An 18,651-nucleotide genomic window follows, 5' to 3' on the forward strand; every position below is an offset into this window, starting at 1 on the left:
CAGCCATGACCATCCATATCCCCTTCAACCCACGCGACGCCGTGCGCAGCGGCACGGTGATCGCGGAAGGCCTGCTCAACCCCCGGGGCCTGTGCCTGGAGCCCGACGGCAGCCTGCTGCTGGTGGAGGCCGGCTCCGGGCATGCCGACCAGCCCCTCAGCGGGCGCATCAGCCGGTTGCGCCCGGCGCCGGGCCTCTCCGGCCACTACCAGGCGCCGGAGGTGATCGCCGAGGGCTTCCGCTCCATGAACATGCAGGTGCGCATGCTGCGGGACGAGATCATGGGGCTGTCCGACGTGTGCTGCGCCGGTGGGCGCTGCCTGGCCAGCCTCACCGACTACGTGGACGGCTCGCGCATCCTCGACCTCGGCCAGTCGCCGCCGGCAACGCTGTTCCGCAGCCGGGGCAACCTCAACGCCCTGTGCTACCACCCGGGGCGCCGCAGCTGGCTGTCGGTCAAACCGGATACCAATCAGGTGGTGGAGTTCGTCGAGGGCTATGACGAGCGGGTGCTGGTCCAGTTGCCGGACCTTGCCCAGGGCCAGGAGGCGGTGCCGGTGACCCTGGTGCACGAGCCGGCCACCGGTGCGCTACTGGTGACGCTGTTCTCCGGTGAGTTGCGCCGCGACCCGGCGCTGCGCGGCGTGGAGTTCGCCGACCACGCCGGGCAGGTGATCCGCGTCTGGCCCGAAGACGGCCGCATCGAGACGGTGGTGTTCGGCTTGCAGCTGCCTACCGGCCTGGCACTGACGAAGGACGGCAACCTGCTGGTCCTGGAGCTGTGCCAGCGACTGCTGCAACCGCTGACCCCGGATTGGGCCGGCGCCGCCTGGCACGGCGGGTTCGAGCGCTTCAGCGGGCGCCTGCTGCACTGCGACCTGGGCCGTGGCACGGTCGCGGTGCTGGCCGAAGGGCTGGATACGCCGTCTAACCTCTGCCTGCTGCCCGATGCGGTGCTGGTCAGCGAAGGCATGGGGCTCAGCGGTCGACCGTTGCCGACGCCGGGTGCGGGCACCGCCCCGCTGGACGGGCGGATTCGCCGCATTCCCCTCACCGGGCTGGGCTGATCAGCGCGCCGTGGCCAGGTCCCGGACGATCTCGTCGGCCAGTTCGGCGGCGACCTCGTCCAGGTTGCGGTCCAGTGCCCGGCGCTCCAGCAGGAACTTGGCTGCTGCCACTTGAGGATTACGTGACACCAGTGCACCCGGCAGGCGCCCGGAACGGTCCTGGGCGGCCAGCTGGCGCAGTTCGCCGGCAGCCAGGTCGCTGATCCACACCTGGGCCTCGACACTGCTGGCACCCGCGCCGAACCCCACCGCCGTGCGCACCAGGCGCCGGCCACCCTGGCTGGCGACCTGGCCCTGGATCAGCCAGCCACTCTGCGGCAGGGGCTGGCGCTCATCCAGACGCGACACCTGCACCTGCCGTGCGCCAAGGGCCTGCTGCAACGCGGCGCCCAACTGGGTTGCTCGCTCGCGCTGCTGGGCATCGCCTGGGTCTTGCGCGACGAAGTCGGTGAGGTAGAGCGCCGGCTCCGCCGCGAACGTGGCGACGGGCAACAGCAGGACAGCGGCAAGCAGGATCGAGCGCATGAAGGAACCCTGTAGGAACTGGGGGAAGCAGCCTGGACCAGGGCCGGGCGCCCTGTCGAGGGCGACCCGGCGAAGCGCGGCACGAGCGGAATGAACGGCATTATCCGGTTGCGGGCTCGCCGGGCACGTCACGCTGGCGGCTGCAGGAGCGCCCAGCCGTCTTGGCCTCGTAGAGGGCCGCATCCGCCGCCTTGAGCAGGTCGGCCGGAGACAGGTGCGGGTGCGACGTCGGTTCTGCTGGCACGAAACTGGCGACGCCGATGGAGACAGAAACCTGGCCCTTGTCGCTTTCGGCATGGGGAATGCCCAGCCGAGCCACCTCATGGTGGATGTGCTCGGCAACCTCCCAGGCCCCATCCGGCCCGGTGTCCGGCAACAGCAGGGCGAACTCCTCGCCGCCGTAGCGAGCCACCACATCGATTGCGCGCTTGGCACAGCGACGCAGGGCCGCCGACACCAGCACCAGGCACTGGTCGCCCTGGATGTGGCCGTAGGTGTCGTTGTAGCGCTTGAAGAAGTCGATATCGAGCAACACCAGGGACACCGCGCTGCCGCTGCGGCTGGCGCGGACGCACTCGCGCTCCAGGGCGGCATCGAGGGTGCGGCGGTTGGACAGCCCGGTGAGGCCGTCGGTCTGGGCCAGCACGTTGAGGCGGTCGAGGGCCTGCTTGAGCCGGAGGTGGGTGCGCACCCGGGCGGCGACGATGGCCGGGCGGATGGGCTTGGCGACGAAGTCCACCGCGCCCAGGGCCAGGCCGGCCTCCTCCATGTCGCCTTCAGTGTGGCTGGTGATGAAGATCACCGGGATGGCCTCCAGCACCGGGTCCTTCTTCAGCGCCTCGCAGACCTGGAAGCCGCTCATGCCGGGCATCTCCGAGTCGAGGATGACCAGGTCCGGGAAGCTCTCCCGGGCAATGCGCAGCCCCTCCTCCCCGGAGGTGGCGAAGCGGATCTGGCCCAGGCCGTTCAGGGCCTTGCTCAGGGCGCGGATGGCCAGGGTGTCGTCATCCACCAGCAGGATGATGGCGTCATGCATGCTCGCTTCCCTCGTCGTCAATCAGTCCATGGGCCGCCAGGACGTCCAGTGCCTGGTCGAATTGCAGGTCGTCCACCGCCTTCCAGGCCGCGTCCGCCAATGCCTGGCCGCCTTTTGCCAGCAGGGCCGCCACGGCGTCGGGAAAGGTGTCGATGGCCGCCATGTCACGGCCTTGCAGTTGGGTGATCAACCTCTCCAGGGCCTGCTCGGCCTCGCCGGCGTCCTGCGGTCCGGAGGCCGGGGTACTCAGCTGTGTCTCCAGATAAGGTGCGGCGGCCGCGCGCAGGGCCACCAGGGCTTCGGACACCTGCTGCAGGGCCAGGCGCTGCTCGGCGCTGCCGGCCGGCCTGCGGATGCTCGACTCGCCATCGCCGCAGGCCCGGTGCAGCGCCATGGCCCCCAGCAGGCCGGCGGAGCCTCGCAGCTTGTGCAGCTTGCCGGCCAGGGTCGCCGCATCACGGCTGAGCAGTTGCTGGGCGAGTTGGGTGTCCTCGAGGTCGGCAAATTCGTTGAACAGCTTGTTCAGCGACCCGAGGAAGAGGTCGATGTCATTTCCCAGCCGGTTCGCCGCCTCCCGGGCGTCGATGCCGGGGATTACCGGCCAGGCCTGCTCGTCTTTCTGCTCCAGGCGGGCGGAGAGGTTGCGCACGGGCAGCGGTTCCAGGCGGAACTGCTCGATCAGCCGACGCAGGGTGCGGATCAGCGAGGTCGGCTCCAGGGGCTTGGAAAGGAACTCGTTCATGCCGGCCGCCTCGGCCTGGCGGCGCTCCTCGGCCAGGGCACCGGCGGTCAGGGCGATCACCGGCAGGCGGGTCAGGCCGAGCTTCCCACGCAGGGTGCGGGTGGCTTCATAGCCGTCCATTTCCGGCATCTGCACGTCCATCAGCACCGCGTCGTAGTGATCCGGTGCCTGTTCGAGACGTTGCACCGCCTCGCGCCCGTTCATGGCGGTGTCCACCTCGGCGCCCTGCTGGCCAAGCAGCAGGCTGGCCACTTCGAGGTTGATCTCGCTGTCGTCCACCAGCAGCAGGCGGGTGCCTTCCAGCCAGCGGGTGGAGCGGGTATCCAGGTCGGTGCCGAGCATCACCTTCTCGGTGTTGCCGACATGGCGGACCACTGCCGAGTTGACGGCATTGAACAGGCTGGAACTGTCCACCGGCTTGCGCAGCGCCTGGTCCACCAATCCGCCACTCGCCCGCACATAGCCGTCGAGCTCATGGGCCGAGACCAGCAGGCTGCTGGGCAGGCGGGTCGGGGCGAGAATACGTGCGCTCTCTTCCAGCACGGCCACGCCGTCGAGCCCTGGCATCTGCCAGTCCACCAGCAGCACGTCGGGCAGCTGCAAGCCGTGCTGCACCCGCTCGCGCAGCAGGTCCAGCAGGGCTTCGCCGCTGTCCAGCATGCGCACCCGCCAGCCGAGCCCACGGCAATGGCGCGCCAGTTGCTGACGGTCGGCTGCGCTGTCGTCCACCACCACCACTTCCAGGCTGCGTGCGGTGGCGGTGGAGTCCAGATCGGTCTGGGCGATTTCCAGTGGAATCTCCACCCAGAACTCGCTGCCCTGCCCCAGTACGCTGCGCACCCCGGCGCTGCCGCCCATCTGCTCGGCCAGGCCACGCACCACCGACAACCCCAGCCCGGTGCCGCCGAAGCGACGGGTGGTGGAGGCATCGGCCTGGGTGAAGGGCGAGAACAGCTGGTCCACCACGTCGGCGGCGATGCCGCAGCCGGTGTCGACGACCGTGAGGGTCACCCGGACCTGCTCGGCATCGACCTCCCGGCAGGCGACACGAACGGTGATCTGCCCGGTGGCGGTGAACTTCAGCGCGTTGCCCACCAGGTTCATGAGGATCTGGTTGATCCGCAGGGAGTCCCCCAGCACTTGCGCCGGCAGTTCGTCGAGGCCCTCCAGGGCGAAGCCCAGGCCCTTGGCCTCGGCCTGGGGCGAGAACAGCTCGCCCAGCTCCTGCAGCACCTGGCGGAGGCTGAAGGGGCGGCTCTCCAGGCGCATCTCGCCGGCCTCGATCTTGGCGATGTCGAGGATGTCGTTGATGATCCCCAGCAGCGAACGCCCGGCGATCTCCAGCTTGCCCAGCAGGTTGCGCTGCTCCTCGTTGAGCGGGGTGTTCTGCAGTAGGTGGGCGACGCCGATCACGGCGTTCATCGGGGTGCGGATCTCGTGGCTCATGTTGGCCAGGAACAGGCTCTTGGCCGCGTTGGCGCGTTCGGCTGCCACCGTGGCGGCACGCAGCTCCTCGCTGGATCGCCGCCGCTCGGTGATGTCCTGGGCGATGCTCAGGTAGCCGATGGCTTCGCCGCCGGTGGTGCGGATGGCGGTCATCACCATGGACACCGGCACCGCGCTGCCATCCTGGCGGATGTAGGTCCACTCACGGGTTTCCGCGCCCTGGCTGTCGGCTTTCAGGCACAGCACCTCCAGCCCCTGAACCCTGCGCCCGGCTTCGGCGCTGAGTTCTTCGCCGCGCCGGTTGATCTCGCCCTGCTCGTGGAGCGAGAGGATCGACAGCAGGCCCACCGCGTCGTCGGCCCGGTAGCCCAGCAGGCGCTCGGCGCCCCGGTTGAAGATCGCCACCTGGCCGTGGGTGCCGGTGGCGATGATGGACACCTCCGAGGAGGCGTTGAGCACGCCCTGCAGCAGGCCGGCAAGCCGTGACAGCTCGGCGGTGCGCTGGCTCACCTCCAGTTCGAGCTTGGCGTTGAATTCGCGCAGGTAGTTCTCGGCGCGCAGGCGGTCGCTGATGTCGTGCATCAGCTTGGCGGCGGCGAGGATCTTGCCGTCCGGCTCGCGGATCAGGCTGCAGGTGATGGCCACGTCGATCAGGTGGCCCTGCTTGTGCCGACGCTGGGTCTCCAGGGTCGAACCCAGCTCGCCCCGCGAGACCCGTTCGAGCAGCTCTTCGTCCTCCCAGAAGCGTTCGGGGGGCACCAGCAGCGGCGCCAGGGGGCGGCCGATGACCTCATCGGCGCGGTAGCCGAACATCTGCTCGGCGGCGGGGTTCCAGGTGACGATGGTGCCATCCAGGGCCTCGCCGATGATGGCGTCCCGGGAGTTCTCGATGATGGTGGCCAGGCGCGCCTGTTGCGCGGAGATGGTCCTCTGCCGCTGCCGCGACACCAGCAGGGCACCGGTCATGCCGGTGAGCAACAGGCTGGCCAGGGTGCCGATGCCGAACACGCGCTCCGGGCTGGGCAACTCCAGGCGCTGGATGTAGTTGGCGTGGGGGCTGATCTCGAAGCGCCAGGTGCGCCCGTAGACCTCGCGCTGGAAGCTGGCGCTGGCAACCCCGTCGTCCACATGGTCGGGCAAGGAGTCGTAGATGAGGTGGTTGGTGTTGCTGTCCACAACGTCGTAGAGGGTCAGGTGCAGGTCGCTGGCCGGGAAGGTCATCGAGCGCATCACTTCCTGCATGGACAGGGGCGCATAGGCCCAGCCCAGGGTGTTGCGCTGGCGCTCTTCGACGGTGGGCGGCGTATCCGGCGTGGCGTAGACCGGCAACAGCAGGAGAAAGGCGCGCGAGGGCTCGACCGACTCCTGCACCAGGGTGATGGGCGCGGTAAGGGTCGGCTGGCCGGTATTCATCGCCGTGACGGCGGCGAGGCGACGGCGGGTCTCGGAGGCGATGTCGAGGCCGAAAGCGGCCTGGTTGCGCTGTGCAGGGTCTACGAACTCGATCACGTAGCGCTCGCCGGCGTGGGTGGCGAATTGGCGAATGCTGAAGTCCGGCATGCCGTCCGCCCGGGTCCGACGGAGAAACGCAGCTTCATCCTCGGGCGCGACGCGGCGTATGAAGCCGAAGCCCCGGGCTCCGGGAAACTCCTTCTCGATGTCGCGGACACGGCCGAAGCGCGCCAGCAGATCACGGGTGACGTTGGGCAACTGCAGCATGTAGATCGCGCCGCGGATGCTGCGCAGGCGGTAGGTGTAGATGTCCAGCCGGCCGATCAGCTCGTGCTCGATCAGCTTGCCGTCGTTGAGCAGCATCTGGTGGATGAAGCTCTGGTTGCGATTGGCCTGGTGCTGGCTGACCAGCAGGCTGGCGAGCAGCCCGGCACCCAGCACCACCAGCATCCATGCCACCACGATCACGGCCTGCCTTCTGATCATCCTTCGTTCCCGGCGTCTGTCCCGAACAGCCGGGGCAAGACGTCTTGACGCCCCGGCGGTTGCTTTTCGACAGCGTAGACGCTGGTCGGGTGTTTGCAGGTCGAATGCCGGCACAGGCACGCCGCGCGGAGTCGTCACCGTCCGAGAAAGCGTCGCTCCACGTCAAAACGGATGCCCGGGGTCTTCCTACACTGGTGCCGCTCCGTTTCCCAGGTGGCCTGGCAGTCGGGATGCGGTGGATCGGACGAAACCACGACGAACAGGAGAACACCCATGAAGGGTTGCTTCGGATGGCTGCTGGCCCTTGCCCTGAGCCTGGGCACGGCGCTGGCGGATGTGAAGGTGCAGAACGACTTCGACTACATGGGCCCGGCGATGCAGCGCTGGGTGGATGGCAACGGCAAGACCCTGCATTACCTGGACGAAGGCCCGCGCAACGGCATCCCGGTGGTACTGGTCAGCGGGCACGGCACCAGTGGTCGGGCACTGGCGCTGACCGACTTCCTGCGCAGCCTGCGGCAATCCCTGGGGCTGCGCTTCATCGCCCTGGAGCGCAACGGCTTCGGCGAAACCGCCTTCGACCCCAGTGGCGACTACGCCAGCTACGCCGCTGAGGTGGAGGCGCTGCTGGCCCACCTGGGCGTGCAGCGCTTCTCCCTGGTGGCGATTTCCGGCGGTGGGCCCTACAGCGCGGCCATCGCCTCGCGCCTGCCGACACGCCTGCGCTCGGTGCACCTGGCGGCGGCCATCTCGCAGAACGCGGGGGTGGCGGCGCCCTCCCCGTCCTGCGCGCTCAGTGACAAGCAGATCATCGACAACTACCTGGCCGCCCGTTACGACGTGCCCTCGGTGTGGTGGGACCTGGGGCCGAACACCGCAGTGAACCGGGTGCCGGGCTTCATCGACGAGGCCGCCGACGAAGGCGCGCGCTTCTTCTATGGCAAGGGCTCGACCGGTTTCGACCTGCAACCCCTGGTGCACGAGCTGAAGCTCTACTGCAGCCAGCCGGTAGCGGACGTCTCGGCGGTGGCCGCGCCGGTGTTCATCTACCACGGCGAGGCCGACACCACGGTGGTGCCGGCACACGCCGCGTTCTGGCGCAGCCACTACGCCAACGTCGTGGCCACCCGCCTGTACCCCGGCGAGGGTCACGACGTGCAGTACCGCCACTGGGGGCAGATCCTCGCGGACCTGGCCTACGGCGGGCGGCGCACGCTGTTGTGCTGGCGCGGGCAGTCGCGCCTGGTGGAAACCCGCGAGGCCGGCCCGTTGCTCAAGCGCGGCGCCACCCTGGACATCTGCGCCTGGCAACGCACCGGCCCTTGAGGGCGCGGCCTACTGCGTCGGCGCCGGTATCCAGCGGATGGTGCCGCCGCAGCTGGTGAAGCACTGGTCGTAGTCGTCGGCGCAAGAGCTGAAGGCGCTGTAGCCGCCGCCGTAGCTGCCATAGCCACCGTAGGTGCCGGGGTAAGCGCAGTCCTTGCGGGCCTGGCGCTTGTCCTTGCCCGCCACGCAGTAGTGGTAGGCGTCCATGCGGGCTTCCTGCAGGCGCCGCTTGCTGTCGTCCAGGTAGCCGCATTGCTGTTTCTGCATGCGGCACTGGGCGACGCAGGCCTGGGCGTAGCCATCCTTGGGGAGGTCGTATTGGTAGCGGCCGGAGGGGCCGCAGGCCGAAAGCAGGACGAGCGCAGCCGCCGCGCCTGCCAGGGACAGGAGTCGTTTCAAGGGGATTCACCGGGGTTGGGGTGGGGCCGGATCAGTCGTCCGGCTGGTACTCGAGGATGTCGCCAGGCTGGCAGTTGAGGGTCCGGCAGATGCGGTCGAGGGTTTCCAGGCGAATGCCCTTCACCTTGCCGTTCTTCAGAAGGGAAAGGTTCTGCTCGGTGATGCCGATGATTTCAGCGAGTTCCTTGGAGCGAACCTTGTTCTGCGCCAGGACCACGTCCAGCCTGATGATGATGCTCATGGTGCCGTTATACGAACGCCTTGACTTCCTCGTTGAGCGAGCGGGCTTCATTCATCATGAAACCGAACGAGCAGACGAAGACCGCCTTGAGGAGTTCGGACATGGATTCGGTATTTAGACCGAGGGAAACCGCCAGGAGACCCTCCCCCGGGGGAAGGCCGAGCGATAGTACTAGACCGGTCAGGGTGTAGAGAACTGGTTGCAGCACAAGACCGAGGATCGACAGCCCGCCGATGGTCATCAGCAGGCGCGCATTACGGGTGGACCACAGCTCGCGGCGCGACAGCCGCAGGAAGAACAGCCCGGTCAGCAGCAAGCCCAGGCTGGAGATCAGCACCGGCACATAGTCCAGCGCCACCAGCAGGACCCAATTCAGCGTAGGGAGTTGGTAGTCCTCCGCCAGCAGCAGCGGGATCTTGTCGCCCCAGAACTCCAGGTAGCCTGTGCTGGCCACGCCGGTGTACCACATGACGGTGTTCATGATGATGTCGGTCAGGGCCATGACGCAGGCCAGGCCGGCAGTGGCCAGCCCGGCCCACTTGAGGCGCTTGAAGGAAGACAGCAAGGGAAGGTGTTGCATAGGGAAACCGTCCTGGGTTCAGTTGTGTTTCGGTTTAATAAATTATCGTATCGCGATAACTTTTTAAAAAGTAATGCAAAGAAAGCGGATCGATCAACCCTAAAATTCAAGCGCGTTCACTCGTTGAGGTTCGGCGGCATGCTCACCCCGACGGGGACGTCCCCACGGATCACCATGGGGACGTGCGCGAATGTCGCACCCTGGGTGAGGCCCGCTGATCCGAGCGAATGGCTGGGTGCGCTATATTTCGTTCTATTTAAAAGAATGCAACCATGCATTTTCTTAAAAACGCCGCTTCCTTTTCCTAAAACACCCCATTCCATGGCCGACCCTCTCCCATGATGACCCTCCGCCAGATCCGTCATTTCATTGCCGTGGCCGAAAGCGGCTCGATTTCCGCTGCAGCCCAGGCGGTGTTCATTTCCCAGTCCACCCTGACCCTGGCCATCCAGCAGTTGGAGGACGAGATCGGCGTGCGGCTGTTCGACCGCCATGCCAAAGGCATGACCCTCACCCACCAGGGCCACCAGTTCCTGCGCCAGGCGCACCTGATCCTGGCGACGGTGGAGAACGCCAAGCGCAGCCTGCAGCAGAGCACCGACCAGGTGTCCGGGCGCCTCACCATCGGCGTCACCAGCCTGGTGGCCGGCTACTACCTGGCGGACCTGATCAACCGCTTCCAGCGGGCCTACCCCAACGTGCAGACCCGCGTGGTGGAGGACGAACGCCCCTACATCGAACACCTGCTGGTGAGCGGCGAGATCGACGTCGGCGTGCTCATCCTCTCCAACCTGGAAGACCGCCACGCCCTGCAGACCGAGGTGCTGACCCATTCCCCGCATCGCCTCTGGCTGCCGGCCCAGCACCCGCTGCTGGAGCGCGACAGCATCAGCCTGGCAGACGTCGCCGGGCAGCCGCTGATCCAGCTCAACGCCGACGAAATGGGCCTGCACACCCAGCGCATCTGGTCCCGCGCCGGGCTCACGCCCCAGGTCACCCTGCGCACCGCCTCGGTGGAGGCCGTGCGCAGCCTGGTGGCCGCCGGGCTCGGCCTGTCGATCCAGCCGGACATGACCTACCGCCCCTGGTCCCTGGAGGGCGACATCATCGAAGCCCGCCCCCTGGTGGACCTCAGCGAGCCCCTGGACGTGGGCCTGGCCTGGCGCCGGGGCACCACCCGACCGCCGATGGTGGACCCCTTCCTCACCGTCGCCCGGGAGCATCCGAACACCAAGCGACCTTCGATTTAATCGAACGCGCCTTTCGTTATTTAGAATTTGTCGACCCCAGGCCCGAGCTCTAGTCTCTGTCGCTATACCAGAAGGTCAGCGCCCGGCCCGTCCACGGAGCCCCGCATGCCCGATAACAAGACCGATAAAAGAAGAACCACGAAGATGACCGGCCCGACCTTGCACACCGCGCTTCTGATCGATGGCCAGCTGGTCACCGGCGAAGGCATGGCCGAAGCCATCATCAACCCCGCCACCGGCGAAACCCTGGTGAGCATCGCCGATGCCTCCCAGGACCAGGTCGAACAGGCCATCGCCGCCGCCCACCGCGCCTTCCCCGCCTGGTCCCGCACCACCCCCGCCCACCGTGCCCGTGCCCTCCTGGCCATCGCCGATGCCATCGAGCACAAGGCCGAGCAACTGGCCCAGCTGGAATCGCTGAACTGCGGCAAGCCCCTGCACCTGGCCCGCCAGGACGACCTGCCGGCCACCGCCGACGTGTTCCGTTTCTTCGCCGGCGCCGTGCGCTGCCAGCAGGGCCAGCTCACCGGTGAATACGTCGCCGGGCACACCAGCATGGTGCGCCGCGACCCGGTGGGCGTAGTCGCCTCCATCGCGCCCTGGAACTACCCGCTGATGATGGCCGCGTGGAAGATCGCCCCCGCCCTGGCCGCCGGCAACACCCTGGTGTTCAAGCCCTCCGAGCACACCCCGCTGAGCGTTCTGGCCCTGGCCCCGCTGCTGGTGGACCTGCTGCCGGCCGGCGTGCTCAACATCGTCTGCGGCGGCGGCGAGAGCGTCGGCAGCCACCTGGTCAGCCACCCCAAGGTGCGCATGGTTTCCCTTACCGGCGACATCGTCACCGGGCAGAAGATCCTCCAGGCCGCCTCCCGCACCCTCAAGCGCACCCACCTGGAGCTGGGCGGCAAGGCCCCGGTCATCGTCTGCAACGACGCCGACCTGGCCGCCGTGGTCCAGGGCGTACGCACCCACGGCTACTACAACGCCGGGCAGGACTGCACCGCCGCCTGCCGCATCTACGCCCAGGCCGGCATCCACGACCGACTGGTGGCCGAACTGGGCGACGCCGTGGCGAGCATCCGCTTCGCCCGCAAGCGCGACGCCGACAACGAGATCAGCCCGCTGATCAGCGCCCGCCAGCGCGACCGCGTCGCCAGCTTCGTCGAACGCGCCCTCGGCCAGCCCCACATCGAGCGCGTCACCGGCGCCGCCGTGCACTCCGGCCCCGGCTTCTACTACCAGCCCACCCTGCTGGCCGGCTGCAAGCAGCAGGACGAGATCGTCCAGCGCGAAGTCTTCGGCCCGGTGGTCACCGTCACCCGTTTCGAGCACCTGGAACAGGCCGTGGACTGGGCCAACGACTCCGAATACGGCCTGGCCTCCTCGGTATGGACGCAGAACCTCGACCGCGCCTTCCAGATCGCCAACCGGCTGCAGTACGGCTGCACCTGGATCAACACCCATTTCATGCTGGCCAGCGAGATGCCCCACGGCGGGCTTAAGCGCTCCGGCTACGGCAAGGACCTGTCCAGCGACTCGCTGCAGGACTACAGCGTGGTGCGCCACATCATGGCCTGCCACGGCCAGCTACAGGACTGAACGACCGCCGGCGGCACGCTGCCGGCGCACAACAAGACACCCCGGCGGACCGCTCATCCCGGCCGCACGCGGGACGCTGCACCCCATTGAAGCTGCCCTACCAAAAGAGACAACAACGAGGGAGACACCAATGCGCCAGATCACCCTGCTCAGCGCCATCACCACCGGCCTGCTCGCCAGTGCCAGCCTCCAGGCCGCCGACGCCATCACCGCCGTGGGAGCCGGCGAAGGCCGCCTCGACATCGTCGCCTGGCCCGGCTACATCGAACGCGGCCAGTCCGACAAGAACTACGACTGGGTCAGCCAGTTCGAGAAGGACACCGGCTGCCAGGTCAACGTGAAGACCGCCGCCACCTCCGACGAGATGGTCAGCCTCATGGCCAAGGGCGGCTACGACCTGGTCACCGCCTCCGGTGACGCCTCGCTGCGCCTGATCTACGGCAAGCGCGTGCAGCCCATCGACCCCAACCTGATCCCCAACTGGAAGAACATCGACCCGCGCCTGAAGGACGCGCCCTGGTACACCGTCGCTGGCAAGACCTACGGCACCCCCTACCAGTGGGGCCCCAACCTGCTGATGTACAACGCCCAGGCCTTCACCAAGGCCCCGGACAGCTGGTCCGTGGTGTTCGAAGCGCAGAACCTGCCCGACGGCAAGCCCAACAAGGGCCGCGTACAGGCCTATGACGGCCCGATCTACATCGCCGACGCCGCCCTCTACCTCAAGGCCACCCAGCCCGCCCTGGGCATCACCGACCCCTACCAGCTCGACGAGAAGCAGTACGCCGCCGTGCTCGACCTGCTGCGCAAGCAGCACAACCTGATCCACCGCTACTGGCACGACACCACCGTGCAGATGAGCGACTTCAAGAACGAAGGCGTGGTCGCCTCCAGCGCCTGGCCGTACCAGGCCAACGCCCTGAAGACCGAAGGCCAGCCCATCGCCACCGTGTTCCCCAAGGAAGGCGTCACCGGCTGGGCCGACACCACCATGCTGCACGCCGAGGCCCAGCACCCGAACTGCGCCTACAAGTGGATGAACTGGTCCCTGGAGCCCAAGGTCCAGGGCGACGTCGCCGCCTGGTTCGGCTCCGTACCCGCCGCACCCGAAGGCTGCAAGGCCAGCGCCCTGCTGGGTGCCGAAGGCTGCAGCACCAACGGCTACGACCAGTTCGACAAGATCGCCTTCTGGAAGACCCCGCAGGCCGAGGGCGGCAAGTTCGTCCCCTATAGTCGCTGGACCCAGGACTACATCGCGATCATGGGCGGCCGCTGACCCGGCTGCGCGACCCGAGGGCGTCGTTGCGTCCTCGCTCGACGCTCGCCTACCACACGGTATGTCTCGCGTCTCGCTGCGGGGCGCCTAGCCCTCGGACCGCTCGCTCGGCCCAGCCCGGTGCCCCGCACCCTCCCCTCGCCGCCGGCGAGGGGCTCTTACGCCACACCTGCACCCTTTTCGCTTTACCGGAGCACGCACCATGACCACTCCCGCCGTTCAATTCACCCAGGTCTCCCGCCAGTTTGGCGAGGTCAAGGCTGTCGACCGGGTTTCCATCGATATCCAGGACGGGGAGTTCTTTTCCATGCTCGGCCCCTCCGGCTCGGGCAAGACCACCTGCCTGCGCCTGATCGCCGGTTTCGAGCAGCCCAGCGCGGGTTCCATCCGCATCCACGGCGAGGAGGCCGCCGGCCTGCCGCCCTACCTGCGGGACGTCAACACCGTCTTCCAGGACTACGCCCTGTTCCCGCACATGAGCGTGCTGGAGAACGTCGCCTACGGCCTCAAGGTCAAGGGCGTGGCCAAGTCCGAGCGCCTGGCCCGTGCCGAAGAGGCCCTGGGCATGGTGGCCCTGGGCGGCTACGGCGGCCGCAAGCCGGTGCAACTGTCCGGCGGCCAGCGCCAGCGCGTGGCCCTGGCCCGTGCCCTGGTCAACCGCCCCCGCGTGCTGCTGCTGGACGAACCCCTCGGCGCCCTCGACCTCAAGCTGCGCGAGCAGATGCAGAGCGAGCTGAAGAAGCTCCAGCGCCAGCTGGGCATCACCTTCATCTTCGTCACCCACGACCAGAGCGAAGCGCTGTCCATGTCCGACCGCGTGGCCGTGTTCAACAAGGGCCGCATCGAGCAGGTGGACACCCCGCGCAACCTCTACATGAAGCCGGCCACCCCCTTCGTCGCCGAGTTCGTCGGCACCTCCAACGTCCTGCGCGACGACCTGGCCCGCCAGCTCACCGGCAACCCGCAACCCTTCTCCATCCGCCCCGAGCACATCCGCTTCGCCCAGGGCGCCTGCGCCAGCGGCGAGGTGGAACTGAGCGGCCTGCTGCACGACATCCAGTACCAGGGCGCCGCCACCCGCTACGAGATCCGCCTGGACAACGGCCAGAACCTCTGCGTCAGCCAGGCCAACGACCAATGGCAAGCCATCGACCTCGCCCACCAGAGCGGCCAGCGCGTCACCCTGCGCTGGGCCCGCGAGGCGATGGTGCTGCTGAACGAGGGCGCCTGAGATGGAACTGACACTCAACGCCGCCCGCGCGCAGGCCCCCAAGGGGCCGATGCGGCGCCTGTCCAACCTGCTCTACCGCAAGCCGACGCTGTACCTCTCGCTGCTGCTGGTGCCGCCGCTGCTGTGGTTCGGCGCGGTCTACCTCGGCTCGCTGCTGACGCTGCTGTGGCAGGGCTTCTACACCTTCGATGACTTCACCATGGCGGTCTCCACCGACCTGACCCTGGCGAACTTCCAGGCCCTGTTCCAGGCCGCCAACTTCGACATCATCCAGCGCACCCTGGTGATGGCCGTGGCGGTCTCGGTGGCCAGTGCCGCCCTGGCCTTCCCCATCGCCTACTACATGGCGCGCTACACCACCGGCAAGACCAAGGCGTTCTTCTACATCGCCGTGATGATGCCGATGTGGGCCAGCTACATCGTCAAGGCCTACGCCTGGACCCTGCTGCTGGCCAAGGGCGGCGTCGCCATGTGGTTCGTCCAGCACCTGGGCCTGGAGCCACTGCTGAACCTGCTGCTGGCGACCCCCGGCGTGGGCGGCAACACCCTGTCCACCTCCAACTTCGGTCGCTTCCTGGTGTTCGTCTACATCTGGCTGCCGTTCATGATCCTGCCGATCCAGGCCTCCCTGGAGCGCCTGCCGCCGTCGCTGCTGCAAGCCTCGGCCGACCTCGGCGCGCACCCGCGGCAGACCTTCATGCAGGTGATCCTGCCGCTGTCGGTGCCCGGCATCGCCGCCGGCTCGATCTTCACCTTCAGCCTCACCCTGGGCGACTTCATCGTGCCGCAGCTGGTGGGCCCGCCCGGCTACTTCATCGGCAGCATGGTCTACGCCCAGCAGGGTGCCATCGGCAACATGCCCATGGCCGCCGCGTTCACCCTGGTGCCCATCGTGCTGATCGCCGTGTACCTGTCCATCGTCAAACGCCTGGGGGCCTTCGATGCACTCTGACAACGCTTCCTGGAGCCTCAAGGCTGCCGCCTGGGGCGGGCTGGTGTTCCTGCACTTCCCGATCCTCATCATCTTCCTGTACGCCTTCAACACCGAAGACGCCGCGTTCAGCTTCCCGCCCCAGGGCTTCACCCTGCACTGGTTCAGCGTCGCCTTCGAGCGCCAGGACGTGATCGAATCCATCGTCCTGTCGCTCAAGGTCGCCAGCATCGCCACGCTCATCGCCATGGTGCTCGGCACCCTGGCCGCGGCCGCGCTGTACCGCCGGGAGTTCTTCGGCAAGGAAGGCATCTCGCTGATGCTGATCCTGCCCATCGCCCTGCCCGGCATCATCACCGGCATCGCACTGCTGGCGGCGTTCAAGGCCCTGGGCATCGAACCCGGCCTGATGACCATCGTCATCGGCCACGCCACCTTCTGCGTGGTGATCGTCTACAACAACGTCATCGCCCGCTTCCGCCGCACCTCCAACAGCCTCATCGAGGCCTCCATGGACCTGGGCGCCGACGGCTGGCAGACCTTCCGCTACGTGATCCTGCCGAACCTCGGCTCGGCCCTGCTGGCCGGCGGCATGCTCGCCTTCGCCCTCTCCTTCGACGAGATCATCGTCACCACCTTCACCGCCGGCCACGAGCGCACCCTGCCGATCTGGCTGCTCAACCAGCTCAGTCGCCCGCGTGACGTCCCGGTGACCAACGTGGTGGCCATGCTGGTGATGCTGGTGACCATGCTGCCGATCCTCGGCGCCTACTACCTGACCAAAGGGGGCGAAGGCGTGGCCGGCAGCGGCAAATAGCCGCTCGCCCCCAGGCCCGAACCCCAGCCGAACGACGACGTTCCCCGTTCAAGAACAAGAGGACTTCAACGATGCAAACCAAGCTCCTGATCAATGGCCAACTGGTCGCTGGCGAAGGCGAGAAGCTCGCCGTCCTGAACCCCTCCCTGGGCAGCACCCTGGTGGAAATCGCCGAAGCCACCCCGGCCCAGGTCGACGCCGCCGTGCGCGCCGCCGATGCCGCCTTCGACGGCTGGTCGCAGACCGCACCGAAGGACCGCTCCCTGCTGCTGCTCAAGCTCGCCGATGCCATCGACGCCCACGCCGAAGAACTGGCTCGCCTGGAATCGCAGAACTGCGGCAAGCCCTTCAGCGCCGCGCTGAACGACGAACTGCCGGCCGTGGCCGACGTGTTCCGCTTCTTCGCCGGTGCCAGCCGCTGCCTGCAGGGCTCCGCCGCCGGTGAATACCTGCCGGGCCACACCTCGATGATCCGCCGCGACCCGGTGGGCGTGGTCGCCTCCATCGCCCCCTGGAACTACCCGCTGATGATGGCCGCCTGGAAACTCGGCCCGGCCCTGGCCGCCGGCAACACCGTGGTCCTCAAGCCCTCCGAGCAGACCCCGCTGACCGCCCTGCGCCTGGGCGAGCTGATCGCCTCGATCTTCCCAGCCGGCGTGGTCAACCTGGTGGTGGGCCGTGGCCCCAGCGTCGGCGAGCCGCTGACCACCCACCCCAAGGTGCGCATGGTCTCCCTCACCGGCTCGGTCGCCACCGGCAGCCGCATCATCGCCGGCACCGCCGACACCGTTAAGCGCATGCACATGGAGCTGGGCGGCAAGGCCCCGGTGATCATCTTCGACGACGCCGACATCGACGCCGCCGTGGAAGGCATCCGCACCTTCGGCTTCTACAACGCCGGCCAGGACTGCACCGCCGCCTGCCGCATCTACGCCCAGAAAGGCATCTACGAAAAGTTCGTCGAGAAGCTCGGTGCCGCCGTCGCCAGCATCCGCTACGGCGAGCAGGACGACCCGCAGACCGAACTCGGCCCGCTGATCACCGAACAGCACCTGGCCCGCGTCGAAGGCTTCGTCGAGCGCGCCCGCCAGCAGCGCCACATCCGCGTGGTCACCGGCGGCAAGCGTGCCGACCGTCCCGGCTTCTTCTTCGAGCCCACCGTGCTGGCCGATGCCCGCCAGGGCGACGAAGTGGTGCGCCGCGAGATCTTCGGCCCGGTGGTTTCCGTCACCGCCTTCGACGACGAAGCCCAGGCGCTGGCCTGGGCCAACGACTCCGACTACGGCCTGGCCTCCTCCGTGTGGACCGCCGACGTCGGCCGCGCCCACCGCCTCGCCGCCCGCCTGCAGTACGGCTGCACCTGGGTCAACACCCACTTCATGCTGGTCAGCGAAATGCCTCACGGCGGCGTGAAGCTGTCGGGCTATGGGAAGGACATGTCGATGTACGGACTCGAGGATTACACCGCCATCCGCCACGTCATGTTCAAACACTGACCCTGAGCGCCGCTCGCTGGCCCGGGCGTTGTTGAGAAGCACGTCGAAATGCTCATGTACTGCAGTACATTCCGCTTTCTCCGCGCTTCTCGCCTAGCCCGGCCTGCGCGCTCGACGCTCAGCGCTTCATGCACCCCCTGTAGGGGCGAATTCATTCGCCCGCTCTTGTGGGACCTGCTCCCGGGCTGAAGCCCGGGCTACGGGCTCCTCTCCACTGGCTTTGCTTCACCACTGCTGCACCCCACCCCCAGGAGAACCCGAAATGCGAACCACCCTGCGTAGTTTCAGCTTCATCCTGCTCTGCACCGCCGCCGGTCTCGCCCAGGCCGCCAGCGACGCCAAGTCTGTCGTCGAAGGCTACATGGCCGCCTGGAACGCCCACGACGCCGACAAGGCCGCCACCTTCCTCGCCGATGACGCGGTGTACTTCGACGCCACCGTCGGCACGCCGCAGAACGGCAAGGCAGCGGCCCGCGACAACGTCATCAAGGTGTTCATCGGCGCCGTGCCGGACCTGACCTGGAAGATGACCAGCGCACCCATCGTCGGGCCCGACGGCATCGCCTTCCAGTGGGAGTTCGCCGGCACCAACAGCGGCGCCTGGAGCGCCGAGACCCCGGCCACCGGCAAGCCCCTGAAGTTCGAAGGGGTCAGCTTCGTCCGTATCAAGGACGGCAAGATCGTCTACCAGGGCGACTACTACGACGCCCTCGGCTTCAATAAGCAATTGGGCTGGTAAGCCCACGGGGGC

16 protein-coding genes are annotated in these 18,651 nt (G+C 67.7%); 10 read left to right on the plus strand and 6 right to left on the minus strand.

Annotation, left to right across the window (positions count from 1 at the left end):
• Positions 1–5: 5 nt before the first annotated feature.
• Positions 6–1,067, plus strand: coding sequence for a hypothetical protein (locus tag BM198_RS18840; protein ID WP_074971699.1), 1,062 nt, complete (start codon positions 6–8; stop codon positions 1,065–1,067).
• On the opposite strand, the gene BM198_RS18845 is transcribed toward BM198_RS18840, so the two are convergent.
• From BM198_RS18845 to BM198_RS18855, 3 genes are all read right to left on the minus strand, one after another.
• On the minus strand, positions 1,068–1,592 hold the full coding sequence (locus BM198_RS18845; protein WP_074971700.1) for a DUF4410 domain-containing protein: 525 nt from the start codon (positions 1,590–1,592) through the stop codon (positions 1,068–1,070). It abuts the gene before it with no gap.
• Positions 1,593–1,692: 100 nt separating this feature from the next.
• Entirely contained in the window at positions 1,693–2,628 is a 936-nt protein-coding gene (locus BM198_RS18850; protein WP_074971701.1) for a diguanylate cyclase, read from the minus strand.
• Positions 2,621–6,754 carry a CHASE domain-containing hybrid sensor histidine kinase/response regulator gene (locus BM198_RS18855; RefSeq protein WP_244165715.1) on the minus strand — a complete coding sequence of 1,378 codons (4,134 nt, stop codon included), beginning with the start codon at positions 6,752–6,754 and terminating at the stop codon, positions 2,621–2,623. The genes BM198_RS18850 and BM198_RS18855 overlap by 8 nt, the downstream gene beginning before the upstream one ends.
• 273 nt (positions 6,755–7,027) lie before the next feature.
• Between BM198_RS18855 and BM198_RS18860 the strand changes: the two genes are divergently transcribed.
• Positions 7,028–8,080: an alpha/beta fold hydrolase gene (locus BM198_RS18860; RefSeq protein WP_074971702.1), complete on the plus strand. Its 1,053-nt coding sequence runs from the start codon at positions 7,028–7,030 to the stop codon at positions 8,078–8,080.
• A 9-nt stretch (positions 8,081–8,089) separates the two neighbouring features.
• Here the strand turns inward: BM198_RS18860 and BM198_RS18865 are convergent, their stop codons facing one another.
• The 3 genes from BM198_RS18865 to BM198_RS18875 are packed head-to-tail and all read right to left on the minus strand — an operon-like array spanning position 8,090 to position 9,300.
• Complete coding sequence (locus tag BM198_RS18865; RefSeq protein WP_074971703.1) at positions 8,090–8,479, minus strand: hypothetical protein; 390 nt, start codon at positions 8,477–8,479, stop codon at positions 8,090–8,092.
• A 31-nt stretch (positions 8,480–8,510) separates the two neighbouring features.
• On the minus strand, positions 8,511–8,720 hold the full coding sequence (locus tag BM198_RS18870; RefSeq protein WP_044402756.1) for a helix-turn-helix domain-containing protein: 210 nt from the start codon (positions 8,718–8,720) through the stop codon (positions 8,511–8,513).
• A gap of 7 nt (positions 8,721–8,727) precedes the next feature.
• Complete coding sequence (locus tag BM198_RS18875) at positions 8,728–9,300, minus strand: hypothetical protein (protein WP_074971704.1); 573 nt, start codon at positions 9,298–9,300, stop codon at positions 8,728–8,730.
• Between the two features lie 338 nt (positions 9,301–9,638).
• Here BM198_RS18875 and BM198_RS18880 point away from each other — a divergent pair, with 338 nt between their 5' ends.
• The 8 genes from BM198_RS18880 to BM198_RS18915 all read left to right on the plus strand — a co-directional run bounded on the left by BM198_RS18880 (position 9,639) and on the right by BM198_RS18915 (position 18,639).
• Positions 9,639–10,550, plus strand: coding sequence for a LysR family transcriptional regulator (locus BM198_RS18880; protein ID WP_044402750.1), 912 nt, complete (start codon positions 9,639–9,641; stop codon positions 10,548–10,550).
• A 144-nt stretch (positions 10,551–10,694) separates the two neighbouring features.
• On the plus strand, positions 10,695–12,149 hold the full coding sequence (locus tag BM198_RS18885) for a gamma-aminobutyraldehyde dehydrogenase (RefSeq protein ID WP_044402747.1): 1,455 nt from the start codon (positions 10,695–10,697) through the stop codon (positions 12,147–12,149).
• Between the two features lie 130 nt (positions 12,150–12,279).
• Positions 12,280–13,425, plus strand: coding sequence for a putative ABC transporter substrate-binding protein YdcS (gene ydcS, locus BM198_RS18890; RefSeq protein ID WP_074971705.1), 1,146 nt, complete (start codon positions 12,280–12,282; stop codon positions 13,423–13,425).
• 202 nt (positions 13,426–13,627) lie between these two features.
• Positions 13,628–14,656, plus strand: a complete 1,029-nt coding sequence (locus BM198_RS18895) for an ABC transporter ATP-binding protein (protein WP_044402741.1) — start codon at positions 13,628–13,630, stop codon at positions 14,654–14,656.
• 1 nt (position 14,657) lies between these two features.
• The gene (locus BM198_RS18900) at positions 14,658–15,608 is read left to right on the plus strand and encodes an ABC transporter permease (RefSeq protein ID WP_044402738.1); all 951 of its coding nucleotides are present in this window, start codon (positions 14,658–14,660) and stop codon (positions 15,606–15,608) included.
• Complete coding sequence (locus BM198_RS18905) at positions 15,598–16,404, plus strand: ABC transporter permease (RefSeq protein WP_074971706.1); 807 nt, start codon at positions 15,598–15,600, stop codon at positions 16,402–16,404. The genes BM198_RS18900 and BM198_RS18905 overlap by 11 nt, the downstream gene beginning before the upstream one ends.
• A 71-nt stretch (positions 16,405–16,475) precedes the next feature.
• Positions 16,476–17,900: a gamma-aminobutyraldehyde dehydrogenase gene (locus BM198_RS18910; protein ID WP_074971707.1), complete on the plus strand. Its 1,425-nt coding sequence runs from the start codon at positions 16,476–16,478 to the stop codon at positions 17,898–17,900.
• A 262-nt stretch (positions 17,901–18,162) separates the two neighbouring features.
• On the plus strand, positions 18,163–18,639 hold the full coding sequence (locus tag BM198_RS18915) for an ester cyclase (protein WP_074971708.1): 477 nt from the start codon (positions 18,163–18,165) through the stop codon (positions 18,637–18,639).
• Positions 18,640–18,651 lie beyond the last annotated feature (12 nt).

Source organism: Metapseudomonas otitidis, from assembly GCF_900111835.1.
GTDB lineage: Bacteria > Pseudomonadota > Gammaproteobacteria > Pseudomonadales > Pseudomonadaceae > Metapseudomonas > Metapseudomonas otitidis.